General features: G+C 36.2%; 15 protein-coding genes. 1 reads left to right on the top strand and 14 read right to left on the bottom strand.

Annotated elements, in window-relative coordinates; translation table 11 throughout:
- Positions 1–135 precede the first annotated feature (135 nt).
- The 6 genes from KRR19_RS05565 to mutS all read right to left on the bottom strand — a co-directional run bounded on the left by KRR19_RS05565 (position 136) and on the right by mutS (position 9674).
- Positions 136–1803, bottom strand: coding sequence for a glycerol-3-phosphate dehydrogenase/oxidase (locus tag KRR19_RS05565; protein WP_156666413.1), 1668 nt, complete (start codon positions 1801–1803; stop codon positions 136–138).
- 190 nt (positions 1804–1993) lie between these two features.
- Positions 1994–3493 (bottom strand): glycerol kinase GlpK, encoded by a 1500-nt coding sequence (glpK, locus tag KRR19_RS05560; RefSeq protein ID WP_002480754.1) that lies wholly within the window; start codon positions 3491–3493, stop codon positions 1994–1996.
- A gap of 86 nt (positions 3494–3579) precedes the next feature.
- The gene (locus KRR19_RS05555) at positions 3580–4395 is read right to left on the bottom strand and encodes an MIP/aquaporin family protein (RefSeq protein ID WP_002480753.1); all 816 of its coding nucleotides are present in this window, start codon (positions 4393–4395) and stop codon (positions 3580–3582) included.
- 166 nt (positions 4396–4561) lie between these two features.
- Positions 4562–5095, bottom strand: coding sequence for a glycerol-3-phosphate responsive antiterminator (locus tag KRR19_RS05550; RefSeq protein ID WP_023015659.1), 534 nt, complete (start codon positions 5093–5095; stop codon positions 4562–4564).
- A 13-nt stretch (positions 5096–5108) separates the two neighbouring features.
- Entirely contained in the window at positions 5109–7058 is a 1950-nt protein-coding gene (mutL, locus tag KRR19_RS05545; protein WP_216733530.1) for a DNA mismatch repair endonuclease MutL, read from the bottom strand.
- Between the two features lie 12 nt (positions 7059–7070).
- On the bottom strand, positions 7071–9674 hold the full coding sequence (gene mutS / locus KRR19_RS05540) for a DNA mismatch repair protein MutS (protein ID WP_070848280.1): 2604 nt from the start codon (positions 9672–9674) through the stop codon (positions 7071–7073).
- Positions 9675–9950: 276 nt separating this feature from the next.
- Between mutS and KRR19_RS05535 the strand changes: the two genes are divergently transcribed.
- Positions 9951–10898 (top strand): glycerophosphodiester phosphodiesterase, encoded by a 948-nt coding sequence (locus KRR19_RS05535; protein ID WP_156666415.1) that lies wholly within the window; start codon positions 9951–9953, stop codon positions 10896–10898.
- A gap of 155 nt (positions 10899–11053) precedes the next feature.
- On the opposite strand, the gene thiW is transcribed toward KRR19_RS05535, so the two are convergent.
- The 8 genes from thiW to opp4A all read right to left on the bottom strand — a co-directional run bounded on the left by thiW (position 11054) and on the right by opp4A (position 19246).
- The gene (gene thiW, locus KRR19_RS05530; RefSeq protein WP_002480748.1) at positions 11054–11551 is read right to left on the bottom strand and encodes an energy coupling factor transporter S component ThiW; all 498 of its coding nucleotides are present in this window, start codon (positions 11549–11551) and stop codon (positions 11054–11056) included.
- 33 nt (positions 11552–11584) lie between these two features.
- A complete protein-coding gene (locus KRR19_RS05525; RefSeq protein WP_002480747.1) occupies positions 11585–11941 on the bottom strand; it encodes a YlbF/YmcA family competence regulator in 357 nt (118 codons plus the stop codon).
- Positions 11941–13482, bottom strand: coding sequence for a tRNA (N6-isopentenyl adenosine(37)-C2)-methylthiotransferase MiaB (miaB, locus tag KRR19_RS05520; RefSeq protein WP_216733524.1), 1542 nt, complete (start codon positions 13480–13482; stop codon positions 11941–11943). The genes KRR19_RS05525 and miaB overlap by 1 nt, the downstream gene beginning before the upstream one ends.
- Positions 13483–13604: 122 nt before the next feature.
- Positions 13605–14504 carry an oligopeptide ABC transporter permease gene (opp4C, locus tag KRR19_RS05515; protein ID WP_156666416.1) on the bottom strand — a complete coding sequence of 300 codons (900 nt, stop codon included), beginning with the start codon at positions 14502–14504 and terminating at the stop codon, positions 13605–13607.
- 12 nt (positions 14505–14516) lie between these two features.
- The gene (gene opp4B, locus KRR19_RS05510) at positions 14517–15485 is read right to left on the bottom strand and encodes an oligopeptide ABC transporter permease (protein ID WP_002480744.1); all 969 of its coding nucleotides are present in this window, start codon (positions 15483–15485) and stop codon (positions 14517–14519) included.
- Entirely contained in the window at positions 15482–16468 is a 987-nt protein-coding gene (locus KRR19_RS05505; RefSeq protein ID WP_023015664.1) for an ABC transporter ATP-binding protein, read from the bottom strand. The genes opp4B and KRR19_RS05505 overlap by 4 nt, the downstream gene beginning before the upstream one ends.
- A gap of 12 nt (positions 16469–16480) precedes the next feature.
- Complete coding sequence (locus tag KRR19_RS05500; RefSeq protein ID WP_082709446.1) at positions 16481–17461, bottom strand: ABC transporter ATP-binding protein; 981 nt, start codon at positions 17459–17461, stop codon at positions 16481–16483.
- A gap of 63 nt (positions 17462–17524) precedes the next feature.
- Entirely contained in the window at positions 17525–19246 is a 1722-nt protein-coding gene (gene opp4A, locus KRR19_RS05495) for an oligopeptide ABC transporter substrate-binding protein (RefSeq protein ID WP_105966882.1), read from the bottom strand.
- Positions 19247–19327: the final 81 nt, after the last annotated feature.

Genomic DNA, 19327 nt, shown 5'->3' with positions numbered 1-19327 from the left:
ATTATAAAACAGACCCCAAATTCTTGAAATAGGCTTTCATTTACCTAAATAGTAAAAAAACTGCACTCTTTAATAATAGGATAACAAAAATGAGCTGGAACTTCGTCCCAACTCATTTTGATACTCTATTTTGCTTTATTCAGCAGGTTGATGATTCGCAGTTCTTGCTTCATTAATCGCTTCTTCTAATTCTTCTGTATACAATGAACGTTGAATTTCGTCATAGTTTAATAGTTGTGCTAATACATCTACAACCGCTTCTTTATATTTCAAGACATCTTCAATATCGAAGTACAACATACCTGTTCTGCGGATTAAGAAATCTGTTGGTTTATAAACCATTTCATTTTGAATACCATAAACCAATTCAGCATAGATTTCTAATGGCAATCCTGAGTTTTGATATTGTGCCGTATGCGCAATTTTATAGATTTCATCTGCGTTTGAACCATAACGTTGTGCAATATCTTCAGCAGTTTTTGCGTCAATTTGATATTTCTTAGCTTCAGCTACTTTTTCTTCTACAAAGTGATCGAAATTCGCACTGCCGCCGACATCTCCGCCTGAAATTGTCAGATGTTTTGTTTCACATGGACCGAATTTCTTACCGAAGTCTTGTTGTAAACGTTTTGCTAATAAGTCCACAATGCCTTTTGCCATATGACGATAACCTGTTAATTTACCGCCCGCAATTGTTAATAGGCCAGATTTACCTTCCCAGATTTCATCTTTACGTGAAATTTCAGATGGGTCTTTACCTTCTTCTAAAATCAATGGTCTGATACCTGCCCAAGATGATTCGATATCTTTATCTGTTATATCTAATCCTGGGAACATATAGTTCACTGCATCGACTAGGTAATCACGGTCTTCTTGTGTTGGTAGTGGTGACGCTTTTTCATTGTTATAGAATGTGTCAGTTGTGCCAATATACGCTTTACCTTCACGAGGAATCGCAAAAATCATTCTGCCATCTGATTTTGTATCGAAATAAACCGCTTGTTGTAATGGGAATTTAGATTGATCGATAACAATATGCACACCTTTAGTTAAGCGTAATTGTTTATTGTTTCTAGAATAATCAGCGCCTCTGACTTCATCTACCCATGGGCCACTGGCATTAATAACTTTTTTAGCGTGAATGGTATAAGCTTCATCCGTCAACATGTCAGTCACTTGAATGCCATTCACTTTTTCGTTGTCATTGTATGTGAAATTCATTGATTTCGTATAGTTAAGAATATCTGCACCTTTTTCCGCTGCACGTTTCATGACTTCAATTGTTAAACGCGCATCATCTGTACGATATTCAACATAGTAACCGCCGCCTTTTAGGCCTTTCTTTTTAACTAATGGTTCTTTTTCTAATGTTTCTTTTTTGTTCAACATTTTCTTGCGTTCTGATTTTTTAACCCCTGCTAAACGGTCATACATTGCTAAACCGATAGAAGTTGTAAATTTACCGAATGTACCGCCTTTATGCATCGGTAACAACATCCATTCCGGTGTTGTTACATGTGGACCATTTTCATAAACAATCGCACGTTCACGTCCAGTTTCTGCTACAACCCCGACTTGAAATTGTTTTAAGTAGCGTAAACCGCCATGAACTAATTTAGTAGAACGAGAACTTGTTCCTTGCGCAAAGTCTTGCATTTCTACTAATGCCACTTTCATACCGCGGTCTGCCGCATCTAACGCAATGCCGGCACCTGTAATACCACCGCCGATGATAACGACATCATATTCTTCCTCTTTCAATCTTCCTTTAATTACATCTCTGTTTAATGTTGATAAACTCATTGAACAACGCCTCCTAAAATATTCTGTTATGAATGCATGAGACAAGTCGAGATGCGAATTTAACGCAAAATAAATTAAAAAATGAGAGACCTATCCCATACATTAAAAATGGTGTGAACAGTTCTCTCATTCTCGAGTCATAGATATTAACTTGTCTTTAGTATAACATAGTTAGAAATCAGTCGTCTAATTAGTCGTCTAGCTTGAAGACTTGTGTTGCTTCTACAGCTTTTTTCCAACCTTTATATAATTTTTCTCTTTCTTTTTCATCCATTTCAGGTTCGAAAGCTTGATCTAATTTCCAACGGTTCGCAATTTCTGCTTTACTATCCCAGAAACCTACCGCAAGTCCTGCAAGATAAGCAGCACCTAACGCAGTCGTTTCATTGATTTCAGGACGTTCTACTGTAATGTTTTGAATATCTGCTTGGAACTGCATTAAGAAGTTGTTCTTAACAGCACCACCATCTACACGGATATTCTTCACTTCAATACCTGAGTCTTGAATCATCGCTTCAACCACATCACGTGTTTGGTAACAAATAGATTCTAACGTTGCTCTGATAAAGTGTTCTTTCTCAGTCGCACGTGTAATACCAAATACTGCACCACGCGCATTCGCATCCCAATAAGGTGTACCGAGTCCAACAAATGCAGGCACTACATAAACGCCATCACTTGATTCAATACGGTTCGCATAGTTTTCAGATTCAGGTGCTGAGTTAATCATACGTAAACCATCTCGCAACCATTGAATAGCTGAACCAGAGACGAAAATAGAACCTTCTAATGCATAATTCACTTCGCCATCTAAGCCGAATGCGATTGTTGTTAATAAACCGTTATCCGATTGAATCGCTTCTTTACCAGTGTTCATTAACATGAATCCACCCGTACCATATGTGTTTTTCACTTCACCACGTTCGAAGCATGCTTGTCCGAATAAGGCTGCTTGCTGATCCCCTGCGATTCCCGCAATCGGTACTTCTTGTCCAAAGAAATGATAATCTTTTGTTTTCGCATAAATCTCACTTGATTCATGAACTTCCGGCAACATTTGTTTTGGAATGTCTAGAATTTCTAATAACTCATCATCCCATTTTAAGTCATGGATATTGTAAATTAATGTACGGCTGGCATTCGTATAATCCGTCACATGCGCAGCGCCCCCTGATAATTTCCAGACAATCCATGAATCTACTGTACCGAATAATAAATCGCCGTTTTCAGCTTTTTCTCTTGCGCCTTCCACATTGTCTAAAATCCATTTGATTTTAGTACCAGAGAAATATGGATCAAGAACTAAACCTGTTTTCTCACGGAAGGTATCTTCATAACCTTGATCACGTAATGATTGTACAATATCTTGTGTTTGACGAGATTGCCACACAATCGCATTATAAATCGGACGACCAGTATGTTTATCCCAAATGATAGTTGTTTCCCTTTGGTTTGTAATACCGATACCGCTGATTTGATGCGGATAAATATTATCGTCATTCAACACTGTCGCAATGACAGACAACACGGATGTCCAAATTTCATTCGCATCATGTTCCACCCAACCTAAATGTGGGAAATGTTGTGTGAATTCACGTTGTGCTGTTGAGACAATTTCTCCTTCTTTATTGAATAATATTGCACGTGTACTTGTAGTACCTTGGTCTATTGACATAATATATCTTTCCATAGTAAGCCACTCCTTAACCCTGATTTTAACATGTTATTAATGTTTTAACTGTTCCCCCGAATTATCTAAGCCTGCAAACACTTTGATTAGTAAATCGTACCAATGTCTTTCTTATCGATTTTATTTAACACAACACCTAAAATTAAAGTTGCTGCAGTTAATAAAATCGCCACAACAGATAATGCATCAAATGTTTCTTTATAAGCTGCACGGTAAATACAAGCACCTAACATACCGCCTGCAATTGGACCTAGCACAGGCACAATCGCATAAGACCAATTTGAATTACCTTTACCTGCAATCGGTAATAATGCGTGCGCAATACGCGGACCTAAATCACGCGCTGGATTAATCGCATAACCTGTCGGGCCACCTAAACTTAAACCAATTGCCACAATCAAACCACCGACAATAATCGGATTTAAGCCTTCAGTGAACTTATTAATACCAATAAATAATAAGCCTAATGTTAATGCTGCTGTACCGATAATTTCACTGAAAAAGTTGGCATAGTAATTTTTGATACCTGGTGCTGTACAAAACACTGCTAATTTTGCACCTTGATCTTCAGTCACTTTCCAGTGCGGTAAATACATTAACCAAACTAAAAAGCCTCCGACAATACCGCCGAGCATTTGACAGATGATATAACCTGGCACTTTGTACCATTCAATACCGCCATCCATCGCAAAAGCAACCGTCACAGCTGGATTTAAATGTGCACCTGAAAAAGTTCCGACTGCATAAACACCTAGTGTTACCGCAAGCCCCCAACCAAGCGAAATATTAATCCAATCACTGCCTAAACCTTTTGATTTTGCTAAGTTCAAATTGGCAACCACGCCGCCCCCAAATAAAATCAGAATGGCTGTCCCTAGAAATTCCGCAAAATATGGACTCATCTTAATTCACTCCTTAAAAAAAGACAAAAAGACTCCTACATAATTGAATACAATGTAGAAGTCTCCTATCTCTATCAATATTTATATTAACTTATTAACAGAATATCTTTTTATGAAAGCGTTGTCAATAATTATTCACAATTTCACAAAATTACGTTCCAAAAATTTACCATAATGTTTTATTGCTCGTTGTAACATATTCCGCACCACTTGTTACGGCTTCTTGTACTTCTTCTTCTAAATCAATCAGCCCACCAGCAATCACAGGTGTCTTTGTTTCATCATAGATTTTCTGTATTACCTTGCTTGCAACTCCAGGTAATACTTCCACAAAATCCGGCTTTACTTGTTGGATTAAGGCAATACTACGTTTAAGCGCATGACTATCAATAATAAAGACACGTAAAATTGTCGTTACTTTTAATGTCTTTGCTTTTTTAATCACTTTAGGTTTCGTCGACACAATGCCTTTCGGCTTGAATTTTTGAATTAAATACTCACAACCGAACTCATCGTGCGCAATACCTCTTGTTAAATCCACATGAATATACATTTCCATGCGATGTTGCTTCAATAAATCAGTAATACTTTGTAAATGACCAATATGCGCATCTAATAACACGCAAGTAGGATAATCCGTTTTCACCAATTTTTCTAAATCGCGCATTTCACGGATTGCAGGTAAAATGTGTGGTTTCAAGCTCATATCTCCTTTACTGGATACGTTTGAATAAACGCTCCATTTCATAATTTGAAAAACTGATGATAATCGGACGACCATGCGGACAAGTAAACGGATCTTCCATTTCTCTCAACTGATCAATTAAGTCCGCCATTTCATGATTTCGTAAATAATGATTAGCTTTAATAGATTTTTTACAGCTCATCATGATGGCCGCTTCTTCTCTAATCTTCTTAATCTCTACTTTTTTATGTTCTAACACATACTCTACCATATCTTGAATAATCTCTTCTGCCTCTGCTTTAGGGAACCAGACAGGATAACTATTCACGATATAGTCATGCGCACCGAACGGTTCTAAATGTACCCCTACTTTATCTAATTCATCCTTGAACTCATCAATAATCATTTGTTCATCTTTTGAAAAATGGAACGTTAACGGTATTAATAAATTCTGAACTTCATTCGTTACTTCTCCAATTTTCTCACGGAAATACTCATATTTAATGCGTTCTTGTGCCGCATGCTGATCAATCATAAACATGCCAGTCTCATTTTGCGCAATAATATATGTCCCATGAACTTGGCCGACTACTTCCATATATGGCACACGGTGTTTAGGTTGCGCGTTTTGTGTTTCACGAACATCTGGTGTTGGTTGTGTGTCATACGCTGCTTCTTCTGGTGTATGTGTTGTAGCTTCATTTTCATTTAATAATGCATCGTCATTATCAGAATGATTATCTTTTTCTTCTAAATCAGACAGCATTGCTTTTTGCATCTCTTGATACGCTTGATAATCTGAAGCTGATGTATTCTTTTCAGAGACCTGTTCATTAGAAACTTCAAGCTCTGATTCAGAGGTAGGCATATCATTCGAAGTTTGAGTAGATTGTTGCTGGTTTCTTTTTTCAAAATCTATTTTCTGTTGTTCAAATGATTCCAACACTTTGTTCTTTTTATACAATTTGTTTTCATCATTGTGTGGAATTAAGATTTTATCTTTAAACGCATCTCTAATTTTTTCTACAATTAAATCATATAACTGTTCTTCTTTAGAAAGTCTGACTTCTAATTTTGTAGGATGCACATTGACATCTACTAAAATTGGATCCATTTCAATATTGATATAACAAATAGGATAACGGCCGATTGTCAGCAACGTATGATACCCTTCTAAAATGGCTTTATTTAAAATGAAATTCTTAATATAACGTCCATTGATAAAAATAGAAATATAGTGACGGTTACTACGTGAATGTTCTGGTTTAGCGACATAACCTTCTAGGTGGTAATCACTCGTATCACCTGTGATATGTACTAAATCTTTAGCCACTTTCATACCGTATATTTCTGCCATCACTTCATTCGTACGCCCAGAACCATTTGTTTTAATCAGCACTTTGCCATCTGAAACTAAAGTGAAACGCACATCTGGATGACTCATGGCCATACGGTTGACGATATCTGTAATCTTGCCTAATTCTGTATACAAGCTCTTCACATATTTCAAACGTGCTGGTGTATTATAAAACAAGGATTCTACTAAAATATCTGTCCCTTGTTTCGCTTTCGCCGGCTTTTGGTTTAAAATTGCGCCATCTTCTGCATAAATTTCATGACCGTTTTGTCCGTCTGTACATGTTTTTAATGTCACTTTTGCTACAGAAGAAATACTGGCCAAGGCTTCACCACGAAAGCCTAATGTTCTTATATGGAATAAGTCGTTATCTTCACTTAACTTACTCGTCGCATGACGATGAAAGACTAACTTCAAGTCATCTTCCTCTATACCTGTTCCATTATCTACAACACGAATAGATTCAATGCCAGACTGTTTAACTTCTATATTAATTTCACTTGCTTGTGCATCAAGGGCATTTTCGAGTAATTCTTTGACGACTGATCCAGGACGTTCTACGACCTCACCCGCCGCAATTTTATTAGCGAGTGAAGTTTGTAATTCTTTAATTTTGCCCATGATTCGTCACCTCTATTTTAATTGATTTTGTAATTCGTTTAATTTAATCAATGCTTCAAGCGGTGTCATATTAGAAATATTAAGTTGTTTCAATTCCGCTTCTATCGCACTTTCTTTCGGCGCACTATCAAATAAGTCAAAGGTACCTTGGAAGAACTCTGCTTCATTTCCTTTAGACTGTTTTGTTTCTTCTGTGCTTTCAGCCACCTGCATTTCTGATGTTTCATTCGTCGGAATATGCGGCTGTGGTTTATCTTTTGCTTCAAAGGCATCTAAAATCACTTGTGCACGGTCAATCACTTCATCAGGTAAGTCTGCTAATTTCGCAACTTGAATACCATAACTGTCATCTACTGCACCCTCTTTGACTTTATGCAGGAAAATCAATTCGCCTTGATATTCATTTGCTGCGACATGTACATTTTTAAGACATGGTAACGATTGATCTAATGTTGTCAGCTCGTGGTAATGAGTAGAGAATAAAGTCTTCGCATGAGACGTTTGTGCTACATATTCAATCATGGCTTGAGCGAGTGCTAAACCATCAAATGTAGAAGTACCACGACCGATTTCATCGAAGATAATCAAGCTGTCTTCAGTCGCATAAGTTAAAGCTTTTTGTGCTTCTAACATTTCTACCATGAACGTACTTTTACCTGAAACTAAATCATCCGCTGCACCGATACGCGTAAAGATTTGATCAAAAATCGGTAAAACTGCTTCACCACATGGAACATATGCCCCCATTTGCGCCATAATACTGATAATCGCAATTTGACGCATATATGTTGATTTACCTGACATATTCGGTCCAGTAATTAAGTAAATAAATTGTTCGTCATCTAAGTAACAATCATTAGGTACATAATCATTATAATCCATCACACGTTCTACCACTGGATGGCGTGAATCGACTAAGTTCAATGTTTTATCTTCACTGAACTCAGGTCTGACGTAGTTATATTTTTGCGCGATTTCCGCAAAACTTTGAAGACAGTCAATTTCTGAAATTAATTTTGCTTGTTTTTGAAGACGTTCAGTATAAGTTTTAACTGCTTCTCTCAATTTCACAAATAATTGATACTCTAATTCAACCGCTTTATCTTCTGCGCCTAAAATCAAATCTTCTTTTTCTTTTAATTCGTCAGTAATAAAACGTTCCGCATTCGATAAAGTTTGTTTACGTGTATAGCCATAATCAGCAGGTTCAAAGTCTTTTAGATTCGCACGCGTAATTTCGATAAAGTAACCGAATACTTTGTTGAAGCTGATTTTTAATGAGCGGATGCCAGTACGTTCTCGTTCTTTTGCTTGAAGTTGCGCAAGCCATTGTTTCCCATTAATTGACGCTTCTAAATATTCATCAAGCTGTTCATTGAAGCCTTGTTTAAATAAACCACCATCTTTTACAGAAATCGGAGGCTCTTCCACGATACTTTGTTCTAATAAATCGAGTAAATCATCTAAAGGCTCTAACTGTCTGAATTGTTCTGGCAGCTGTTGGTCAAATTCATCTAGTAAAGCTTTGATATTCGGAATTTCAGATATTGAGTGCTTCAATTGGATTAAATCACGTGCATTGACGTTACCATAACTGACACGTCCTACAAGGCGTTCAATATCATAGACTTGGTTTAAGTAATTACGGAGTGTATCACGTTCGATGAAGCGGTCTATCAATTGAGACACTGCATCTAAACGTTCATTAATAGCTTGTTTATAAATTAATGGCCGATCTATCCATTGTTTTAAACGACGTGCTCCCATCGGAGTTTTCGTTTCATCCATCAGCCATAATAAAGTACCTTTTTTAGACTTCAAACGGATACTTTCTGTTAACTCTAAATTACGTTTCGCATAATAATCCATTTTCATAAAGTCTACTGCTTCGTACACTTTGACATCTTCAATATGATCTAAGTTTCGTTTTTGTGTGTGATGAATATAATCTAATAAGACTTGTACAGCACGATGCATCAGGTCATCTTCTACTTGATTCACTGGATAGTCTTGATTCGTGATATCATCTACAACAGTCAACGTTTCAGTCGCAAGCGACATTTGTTGTTTTAAGTTTTCTTCTACTGTTTCTGCTGTCACAATTTCATTTGGATTAATCGTTGTGATTTCATTCAGCAACATACTTTCATCTTTAAAGTGTGTCACTTTTAATTCACCCGTAGAAACATCGCAATAACTTAACGCAATGTCACCATTTTCTCTGACGAAGCTTAAAATATAGTTGTTTTGTTTCTCATCAACACCGCCCTGGTTCATAATCGTACCAGGTGTAACGACGCGGATGACTTCACGGCGTACCATGCCTTTTGTAACCTTCGGATCTTCCATTTGTTCACAAATGGCCACTTTATAGCCGTTATCAATTAAAGTTTCGATATAGCTTTCTGCTGAATGATACGGCACCCCGCACATGGGTATCGGATTTTCTTTTTTCGCATCACGCTTCGTCAACGTGATTTCTAACACTTTCGATGCGACTTTAGCATCTTCATAAAACATTTCATAAAAATCGCCTAGTCTGAAAAACAGTAAGCAGTCTTGATATTGTGATTTAATTTTTAAATATTGCTGCATCATCGGCGTTACATTTGTCATGATTTTCAATCATTCCTTCTAATTTTAGGTTTAATCATTATAAGTGATTGTATAGGAAATTCATATTCTTTTCACTTGTCTTAACTCATCTATTTTAACAAATTATGTTCTCACAAACGAGTATCGTCTTTACACTGTAATTTTAATCTAATTTAAAAAATAATAATAAATCATAAAACCATAGTTAACTTTTATAAACTTATAGTAAATATGTGCAATTCTCCTTAAATCTTAAGCTATCATGAAAATATCTTAAACAAAGGAGCATGAATACATATGAAAATTAAATCAACTATTTTTTCTACTCTCATGATTTCTACTGCACTTCTCGCAACTTCCCAGGTAACTTATGCGAACACTGACACTATCGGTCCAGCTTCAAATGCGCATAATCAGTCTACAAAAAACATGTCGAATCATCCGCATAACATCTTAAATCAAAATGTTTCAATTGCACATCGTGGCGCGAGTGGTTATGCACCTGAACATACTTTCTTCGCATATGACAAAGCGAAACATGAACTTAACGCAGACTATATTGAATTAGATTTACAGATGACTAAAGACGGCAATCTTATCGCGATGCATGATGAAACGGTAGATCGTACAACTGGTGGAAAATTCCATGGTCCCGTCAAAAATTATACGACAGAACAACTGAAACAAATGGATGTCGGTACTTGGTTTAACGTTGAAAATCCACAATATGCGAAACCTGAATATGAAGGCGCAAAAATTCCGACGCTTGACGAGATTTTAAATCGTTATGGTCAAGATACTAATTATTATATCGAGACAAAGTCACCAGATGTGTATCCAGGTATGGAAGAAAAATTACTTCAAACACTGAATCAACATGGCTTATTAACTCCTGCAAAACTAAAAAACGGACAAGTTGTGATTCAAAGCTTCTCACAAGAAAGCTTACTGAAGATGCAACGCTTAAATAGCCATATTCCGCTTATTCAACTAACAGATATTGGTCAATTATCCGCTTATACTGATCAACAACTAGACTTTATTTCATCTTATGCACAAGGTGTCGGCCCTGAGTATCATGATGCGACACCACAAAATGTCGACAAAGCACATCGTCACGACTTACTTGTTCATCCATATACAGTAAATACACAACCAGAGATGCAAGCATTGCTGAATGCAGGTGTAGATGGTGCATTTTCAAACTATATTGATCAGTATATCCAGTTACGTGATCAAAAATAGTACTAATTGACCACATATAGTTATTTCATGTATGAGCTTCTAACAGCTTACTAGTATTTTCATTCTATAACTAAAACAATATTTAGTTATAAAAACCAGAAGATATAACAATGACCCCATTCACTTCATTTAAGAAACGAATGGGGTCTTATTTATTAATCTTTAGGCAACCAACGAGAGAGTTTGCCTTTTTTAAATAATATCATTAATACAACATAGCTGATAAAAGCACCGACAGCACTTGAAGTAATAAAGGCTGCCATTAAAGGTTTAATCGCAAAATGTTGTAAACCGAGTACGAATGCTAATGGAATACACATAAAACTTCCGATTAATCCTGTACCGATGACTTCACCGATAGCTGCCATAAATAAATGTTTACGGTAGCGGTAAAGTGCACTTGCCAACAATACACCAATCATACTGCCAGGAAACGCAAAAGCTGATCCTGTGCCGAACATCATTCTAATTACAGAAGATAGAAAGGCTTGTGCCAATCCAAACCACGGTCCTACAAATACAGCACATAGCACATTAATCATATGCTGAATCGGTGCTGCTTTAATCGGTCCAATAGGGATAACAATCAAACTGCTTAAAACCACATTAATGGCGATAAACATTGAAGTCAGTGTAAGTTTTCTTACATTCACAATAAAAAACGCCCTTTCACTTATAATTTAAAGTTACTGCTTGTGGTGCGCTGCATTTAACTGATCAGCCATCGTATTAATCATCATCTGCAATAAATCATTCGCATCTGCTTGGGCATCACGAAACTCTGTCACAATCGGCAACGCATTGATTTTTTGTTGAATCTCCGCAATCTCTGCTTCACTACGCTTGAAAGCTTCCATTTTGCCATAGTTCTGCAAATTGACTGATTGCTTTTGTCGTTGTTTCAAATCAGCCATCCACGCATCGATATGATGATTACGATGTATTTGTTGTTCAACTTTTTGATATTCTTTAACGGTTTCTAAAGCTTTTATTTGATCACTGAGTGCTTGTGCCTTAGCGATAATCTCTGCTTTATCGTACATTATGCTTCAACCGCTTCAGCTTCCACAATATTTAAGAATGTACCGTTTAAAGAATATTGTTTCGCTTCATCAATTTTCACTTTCACTAATTGACCTATTGCTTCTTTAGGTCCTCTGAAATTGACAAGTTTGTTTTTCTCAGTATAACCTGCTAAAACATTTTCATCTTTTTTACTGCTGCCTTCACATAGTACAGTGACCACTTCACCTTCGTATGCTTTTAAGGTACGTTCTGAATAATAACCGACTTTTTTATTCAAACGTTGTAAACGTTCTTTCTTCACTTCAGTTGCCACGTTATCTTTCATACGTGCTGCTGGTGTACCATCACGTTGTGAATAAAGGTACGTATACGCATGTTCGAATTCAACTTCATCATATAGTGATAAAGTCTCTTCAAATTGTTCTTCAGTTTCATTTGGATAACCGACAATGATATCTGTCGTTAACGCAACATCTGGAATTGCTGCTTTGATACGATTTACTAAATCTAAATAACTTTCACGTGTATATTTGCGTCCCATAATTTTAAGTACGGCATCATTACCAGATTGTACCGGTAAATGAATATGTGGAACAATATTGCCGCCTTTGGCAATAACTTCAATCATGTGGTCTGTGAAGTCCCATGGATGACTTGTTGTGAAGCGAACACGTGGAATATCAATTTTAGCGATATCTTCAAATAAATCGCCTAAACCATATTCAATATCTTGTAAGTCCTTACCATATGAGTTAACATTTTGTCCTAATAATGTAATCTCTTTATAACCTTGACGTGCTAAATCACGTACTTCTTCAATAATATCTTCTGGTCTACGGCTACGTTCTTTACCACGTGTAAACGGAACAATACAATATGTACAGAACTTGTCACAACCGTACATAATATTGACCCAAGCTTTGAAATAGTCATCACGTACTTTAGGCAAGTTTTCAATAACATCGCCTTCTTTTGACCATACATCAATGACCATTGCTTTAGATAAATAAGCTTCTTCTAAAATTTCAGGCAACTTATGAATATTATGCGTACCGAAAATCATGTCCACATTTTGGAATGATTTTAAGATTTTATTTACAACTGATTCTTCTTGTGACATACAACCGCAAACGCCGATTAAGCAATCTGGACGATCACGTTTTAAATGTTTTAAATTACCGATTTCACTGAACACTTTATTCTCCGCATTCTCACGGATTGCACAAGTATTCAGTAAAATAACATCCGCTTTCAACATGTCGTCTGCTAACGTATAACCAAGTGCCTCAAAAATACCTGCCATTACTTCTGTGTCATGTGCGTTCATTTGACAACCGTATGTTTTAATAAAGAACGTACGGCCTTTACCCATATCTTTAAACTTTTCATCTATTTGGAAATCACGATTATATTTTACTTCTTCTTTACCGCGTTTTTTGGCTTCTTTTAAACTAGGAGGTTGATACACTGTTTCGAAGTACTGACTATAATCTTTTTCTTTTTTATTTCGTTGAGCAATGACGTCTAAAGAACCTGCTTTTCTTTGTTCTTCATTCACTTCGCAAAATCCTTTCTATATCCCCGATTTATCATTATTACATTATATATGGTTTATCATAAAAGTGCAAAATGATTCTTGTTCTCATAAGAAAAAGCCGGTCAATGTGACCGACTCTTTGATTAGTGTTTAGATTTAGGGTTCAAAGCATCTTTTAATCCTTCACCCACGAAGTTGATACATAAAATTGTAATCGTAATAATCATCGCTGATGGCATCCAAATCCATGGTTTACTGCTTAATACATCCGCTTCTTGCGCATCCGATAACATATTCCCCCATGTCGGTGTTGTTTTCGCAATACCGAAACCAAGGAAACTCAAACCAGCTTCTGCCACGATTTGTACCGCAAATAATAATGTTGCTTGTACAATGATGACACTTAAAATATTTGGAAGTAAGTGTTTTAACATAATTTTATAAACAGGTGTTCCAATTGAAACAGCCGCTAAGAAATATTCATTTTCTTTTTCCTGCATGACTTTACCACGTGTTAATCTGGCAATCCCAACCCATGATAAAGTAATGATTACGGCAGCTAAAATAAATGCTGAGCCATATGGATTTTTGATTTTGTCACTGAATGTCGCATTTAATACGATTGCGAATGGAATGAATGGGAACAACATAACAAACTCAGTAAAACGCATTAAAATGGTATCTACTTTGCCGCCATAGTAACCTGAAATCATTCCGACAATCAAACCGATGATTAAAATTCCGGCAGTTGTCACAATCCCAAAGACCATAGAGACACGACCAGAATAAAGCAGACGACTTAAAATATCACGTCCACCGGCATCTGTGCCTAACCAGTGTTCTGGTGACATATCCCCTTTAATATAAACCAAATTTTGTAAGTTTGGATCGTACGGCGCAAGCAGTGGAGATAACATTGAAATCACAAATATCGCAATTAATGTAATCAGCGCTGTCATTGCTAATTTATTATGTGTGAAGTGAATCATGGCTGTTCTCAGCGGTGAATAACTTTCATGTTTCTTTTTTGATTTTTTAGACATGTTTTCTCCTCCTTAGTTGCTCTTAATTCTAGGGTCTACAATACTGTATGTGATGTCGGATATTAAGTTCGCTAATAGTCCTAAAAATGCAAAGAATAAAAGTAATGCCATCATTAATGGATAGTCTTTACCGCTGATTGCTTCAATTAATAATTTACCGATACCAGGATAAGAGAAAATCGTTTCAGTAATTACAGCCCCACCGAAGATAGATAACACATCTCCACCGAAGAATGTCACAATCGGAATGACTGAGTTTCTTAAAATATGTTTGTTGTAAATTTTGTTTTCTGAAATACCATTTGAACGTGCTGTTCTGACATAGTCTTTACGTGAATTTTCGATAATATCATTTCTTAAGAATTGTACGTAACCTGCTGTCGACATAATACCTAGAATTAATGCAGGCAATAAGGCATGATAAATTTTACTCATATAGTACGGGAATGTACCTTCTTCCAAACCAATCGTCACTGAGCCTTGGAATGGGAACCAGTTTAATTGGAAAGCAAATAAATAAATTGCGAACACACCCGCTACAAATGAAGGTAACGCGAGTAAGAAATAGTTCGCGATTTGTATAGAATAATCTAAAGGTGAGTACGGTTTCCGTCCTGAAACAATACCAAGCGGAAACGCTAAAATATAAGTAAATATCAAACTTAATGTACCTAGTGTAATTGTGTTTGGCATTCTTTCTTTAATTAAATCTAAAACTGGACGTTTGAATCGTACAGATTCACCTAAATCACCTTGAGCGATTTTTTCAGCCCATTTCATATATTGCACATGAATCGGCTGGTCATAGCCTAATTTTTTTCTTTGCTGTTCAATATATTTAGATGCTGAACTATCAGTTGACGTTACAGATCCTGTAAAAGCATCACCCGGCTGCATTTTCGCAATACCGAAGATAACGATTGAAATTAAGAATAATAACGGAATCATCAATAATAAACGACGAACAATTAACTGAATCATTTTTCCACCTCTTCCTCAATCAATAAGCATGCTGCGAAATGATTTTGACTGACTTCTTTATACTTTGGCTTAGTTGTTTTACACGCTTCTTGAGCAATCGGACAACGGGTATGGAATGGACACCCTGTCGGTGGATTGGCAGGAGAAGGTAAATCACCTGTTAATAAAATACGTTCTTTTCTTTTTTCTGGATCAATTTCAGGAATAGCTGAAATCAAAGCTTGTGTGTACGGATGTTTAGGATTGTTATAAATTTCATCTGACGGACCTTGTTCTACAATGTGTCCGAGATACATAACTCCAATGTAATCACTCACATGCTTTACGACACTTAAGTCATGGGCGATAAATAAATAGCTGAGATTAAACTCTTCTTGCAAATCATCTAATAAGTTCAAAACTTGAGATTGTACAGAAACATCTAACGCACTGACAGGTTCATCTAAAATGATAAGTTTTGGTTTTAGAGCGAGTGCACGTGCAATACCGACCCTTTGTCTTTGACCCCCTGAAAATTCATGCGCATATTTGTAATAGTCTTCTGTATTTAGACCTACTTTGACAAGCAGTGCTTTGACTTCTTTTTCGAGTTCTTCTTTAGATATTTTATGATAGTTTTTAATCGGTTCAGCGACGATATCGCCGACCATTTGAAGCGGGTTTAATGATGCATAAGGATCTTGAAAGACCATTTGAAAACCTTGTCTCGCTTCTCTCAACTTTCTACCTTGAATCTTTGTGATATCCTCACCATCGAATAAAACAGTACCATCTGTCGGTGTCTGTAATCTTAAAATGCTGCGTCCTGCTGACGATTTACCACAGCCTGATTCACCAACAAGCCCCATTGTTTCTCCTTCATTAATTTTAAAACTGATACCGTCTACTGCTTTAACTTGACCGATTGTTCTACGAAAAAATCCACCTTTAATTGGATAATATTGCTTAAGATTATTTACTTCTAAGATTGTCTTTTTATCCATATCGTTCCTCCATTATTGCTCGTCATATAAATGACAAGCGACTTTATGTTTTGCGTCAATCGATTTTAAAGCGACGTTTTCAGTTTTACAGATATCCATAACATGCGGACATCTATTTGCGAATTTACATCCTACTTTCGGCATATTTACAAGTGAAGGGACACTACCTTCAATGACTTCTAATTTTTCAACATCACTGTCTAATTTAGGTATCGATCTGATTAAAGCTTGTGTATAAGGATGTTTTGGAGATTTGAAAATTTCATTAGTCGTGCCAGTTTCAATAATATTACCAGCATACATTACGGCAACGCGGTCACAGAGTTCTGAGATAACAGCTAAGTCATGCGAAATGAAGATGATAGACATATTCGTTTCTTTTCTGATTTTTCGTAACAACTCTAAAATTTGGGCTTGTACTGTAACGTCTAAGGCAGTGGTAGGCTCATCAGCGATTAATAAATCAGGACTACAAGAAATAGCTAATGCGATCATGACACGCTGTCTCATCCCACCTGATAATTGATGCGGATAGTTATCAATGACTTCTGCGGCACGCGGAATACCTACTTGGTTAAGCAAATCAATCGCTTTGGCTCTCGCTTCTGATTTATTCAATTTCAAATGCAGCATGATTTTTTCAGTAAGTTGATTACCAATTGTAAATACTGGATTTAAAGCTGTCATCGGTTCTTGGAAAATCATTGAGAGTTCTTTACCTCTTAGTTGGTTATAGTCATTCTCACTGATGTTGTCGACACGCTTACCTTTAAAGACGATTTCTCCTTCTTCAATCTTGGCAATTTTTTCTGGTAATAACTGCATCACAGATAAACTTAATACAGATTTACCTGATCCTGATTCACCTACGATCCCAAGAATCTCCCCTTCTTCAACTGACAAATTAATATCATTAACTGCAGAATGCCATTCTTTCTTTATGTAAAAGCTGGTTTTTAATTGTGTTATTTCTAAAATATTCCTCGATGTCAATTTCAACACTCCCTTTTTTGCTTAGAAAAAGCCTCGAAAATAATCGAGGCTTTTCATGCAAAATTATTTTTCTACAGTCCATTCATTTGCAGGGTTAGAACCTTTGAATGAAACTTCAAAGTTTTTAACTTTATTGCTAACTAAAGTAATATCTTCAAGTTCTACAAGAGGGATAACTGGAACATCTTTATTCCAAAGTTTTTGCCATTTCAAGTAGATATCTTTACGTTTTTCTTTGTCGTTTCCTACAACATCAAAATCAGTAGCTTCTGCTAATAATTTATCTGATTCTGGGTTGTTGTAACGTGATTCATTCCATAATGCATTTGATTTATATAAACCTGATGGATCTGGGTCAGCCCCTTGTTGCCATCCTCTGAAATAAACTTCAACGCTACCGTCTGATTTTTCTAAATCTGCATTATATTTACTGAATTCAACCATGCTGACTTTAGTTTTCAAACCAACTTTTTCCCAATAACCTTTAAGTGCTGCAGTTCTTGGTTCAAATGTTGGGTTTGTACCTGCATAGTGTTTCAAGCTGATTTCGAATTTTTTACCTTTAGGGTCTTCTCTGAAACCATCGCCGTCTCTATCTTTATATCCTGCTTCATCTAATAATTTTTTCGCTTTTTTAACATTGTAGCTATAGTCTTCTAAGCCTTTATTACCTTGAGATACCCAGTGACTTGTTGGAATTAATGAGTTCGTTGGTTTAGCGTAACCATACATGAATGCTTTAATCCATTCATCTTTATTGATCGCATAATCCATTGCTTTTCTTAAACGTACATCTTGGTATTTAGGAAGTGGTTCTCCGACTTTCATTGCTTTTTTATCATATTTGTTTAATACAAATCCGATAATTTGGTATTGTGTTGATGGTGCTGTTAATATTTTAATGTTGTCTGCTTTAGAGTCTTTGACTTGTTTCGCCATTGGTGGTGTACCTTCGCCTACCATGTCGATGTCACCGTTTTGAAGAGCTTTAACCATCGCGTTTTGGTCTACAACTTTGTAGTTGATTTTATCGAGCTTTGGTTCACCTTTCCAGTAATCTTTGTTTTTCTCTAATTGTACTGATTCGCCATCTACGATTTTTTTAACTTTGAATGCTCCATAACCGATTGGATGTTTACGAACAGCGTCTGATTTTGCCATATCTTTAACTGGAATATCTTTAAAGATTTTTTCACTCAATAAGTCGCCAGCATAAATTTTCAATAAGTTATTAACTTTTTTCTCTTTGAATGTGATTTCTACATTGTAGTCATCAATCTTTTTGATACCTGAAATTGTATCCGCTTGACCTTCTTTTTTCGCTTGTGCCCCTTCGATACAATCTACGTTGTCATAACGTGGACCATCGTAGTCAGGATTTGCTAATGTTTCTAATGTGAAAATCCAGTCATTGATTGTTAATGGATTACCATCTTGCCATTTCACACCTTTTTTCAATGTGAATTTATATTTCTTAGCAGGTTCGATTTCTTTCCATGACACTAAGTTTGGTTCTAATTGTAAATGATCATCCATTTTGAATAATCCATCACTGAATAATCCGATAACACCTGAATCAGTAACTGATGATGCAAAAATACCAGAGAAGTTACCTTCTGGTGGTGCACCTGTACCAATATTTAATGTACCGCCTTTTTTGTCACTCTTGCCCGTACTGCTTGAACCCTTAGTATTATCAGAATCCGACTTTTTGCTGCCGCATGCTGATAGTACTAATAACAGTGATAGTAAAACTATCGCTAACTTAAACCATCGTTTCTTCATATAATTCCTCCTCTTGCTGTTATCTCTATGCCGCTTATATGAAATTATTATATTAATATTCAGACTATTGTGTCAATGACG

It is taken from the genome of Staphylococcus sp. CWZ226 (genome assembly GCF_018986355.1).
Taxonomy (GTDB): Bacteria; Bacillota; Bacilli; order Staphylococcales; family Staphylococcaceae; genus Staphylococcus; species Staphylococcus simulans.
Note: the sequence above shows the minus strand (reverse complement) of the source record. Positions and strands in the feature narration are given on the sequence as shown.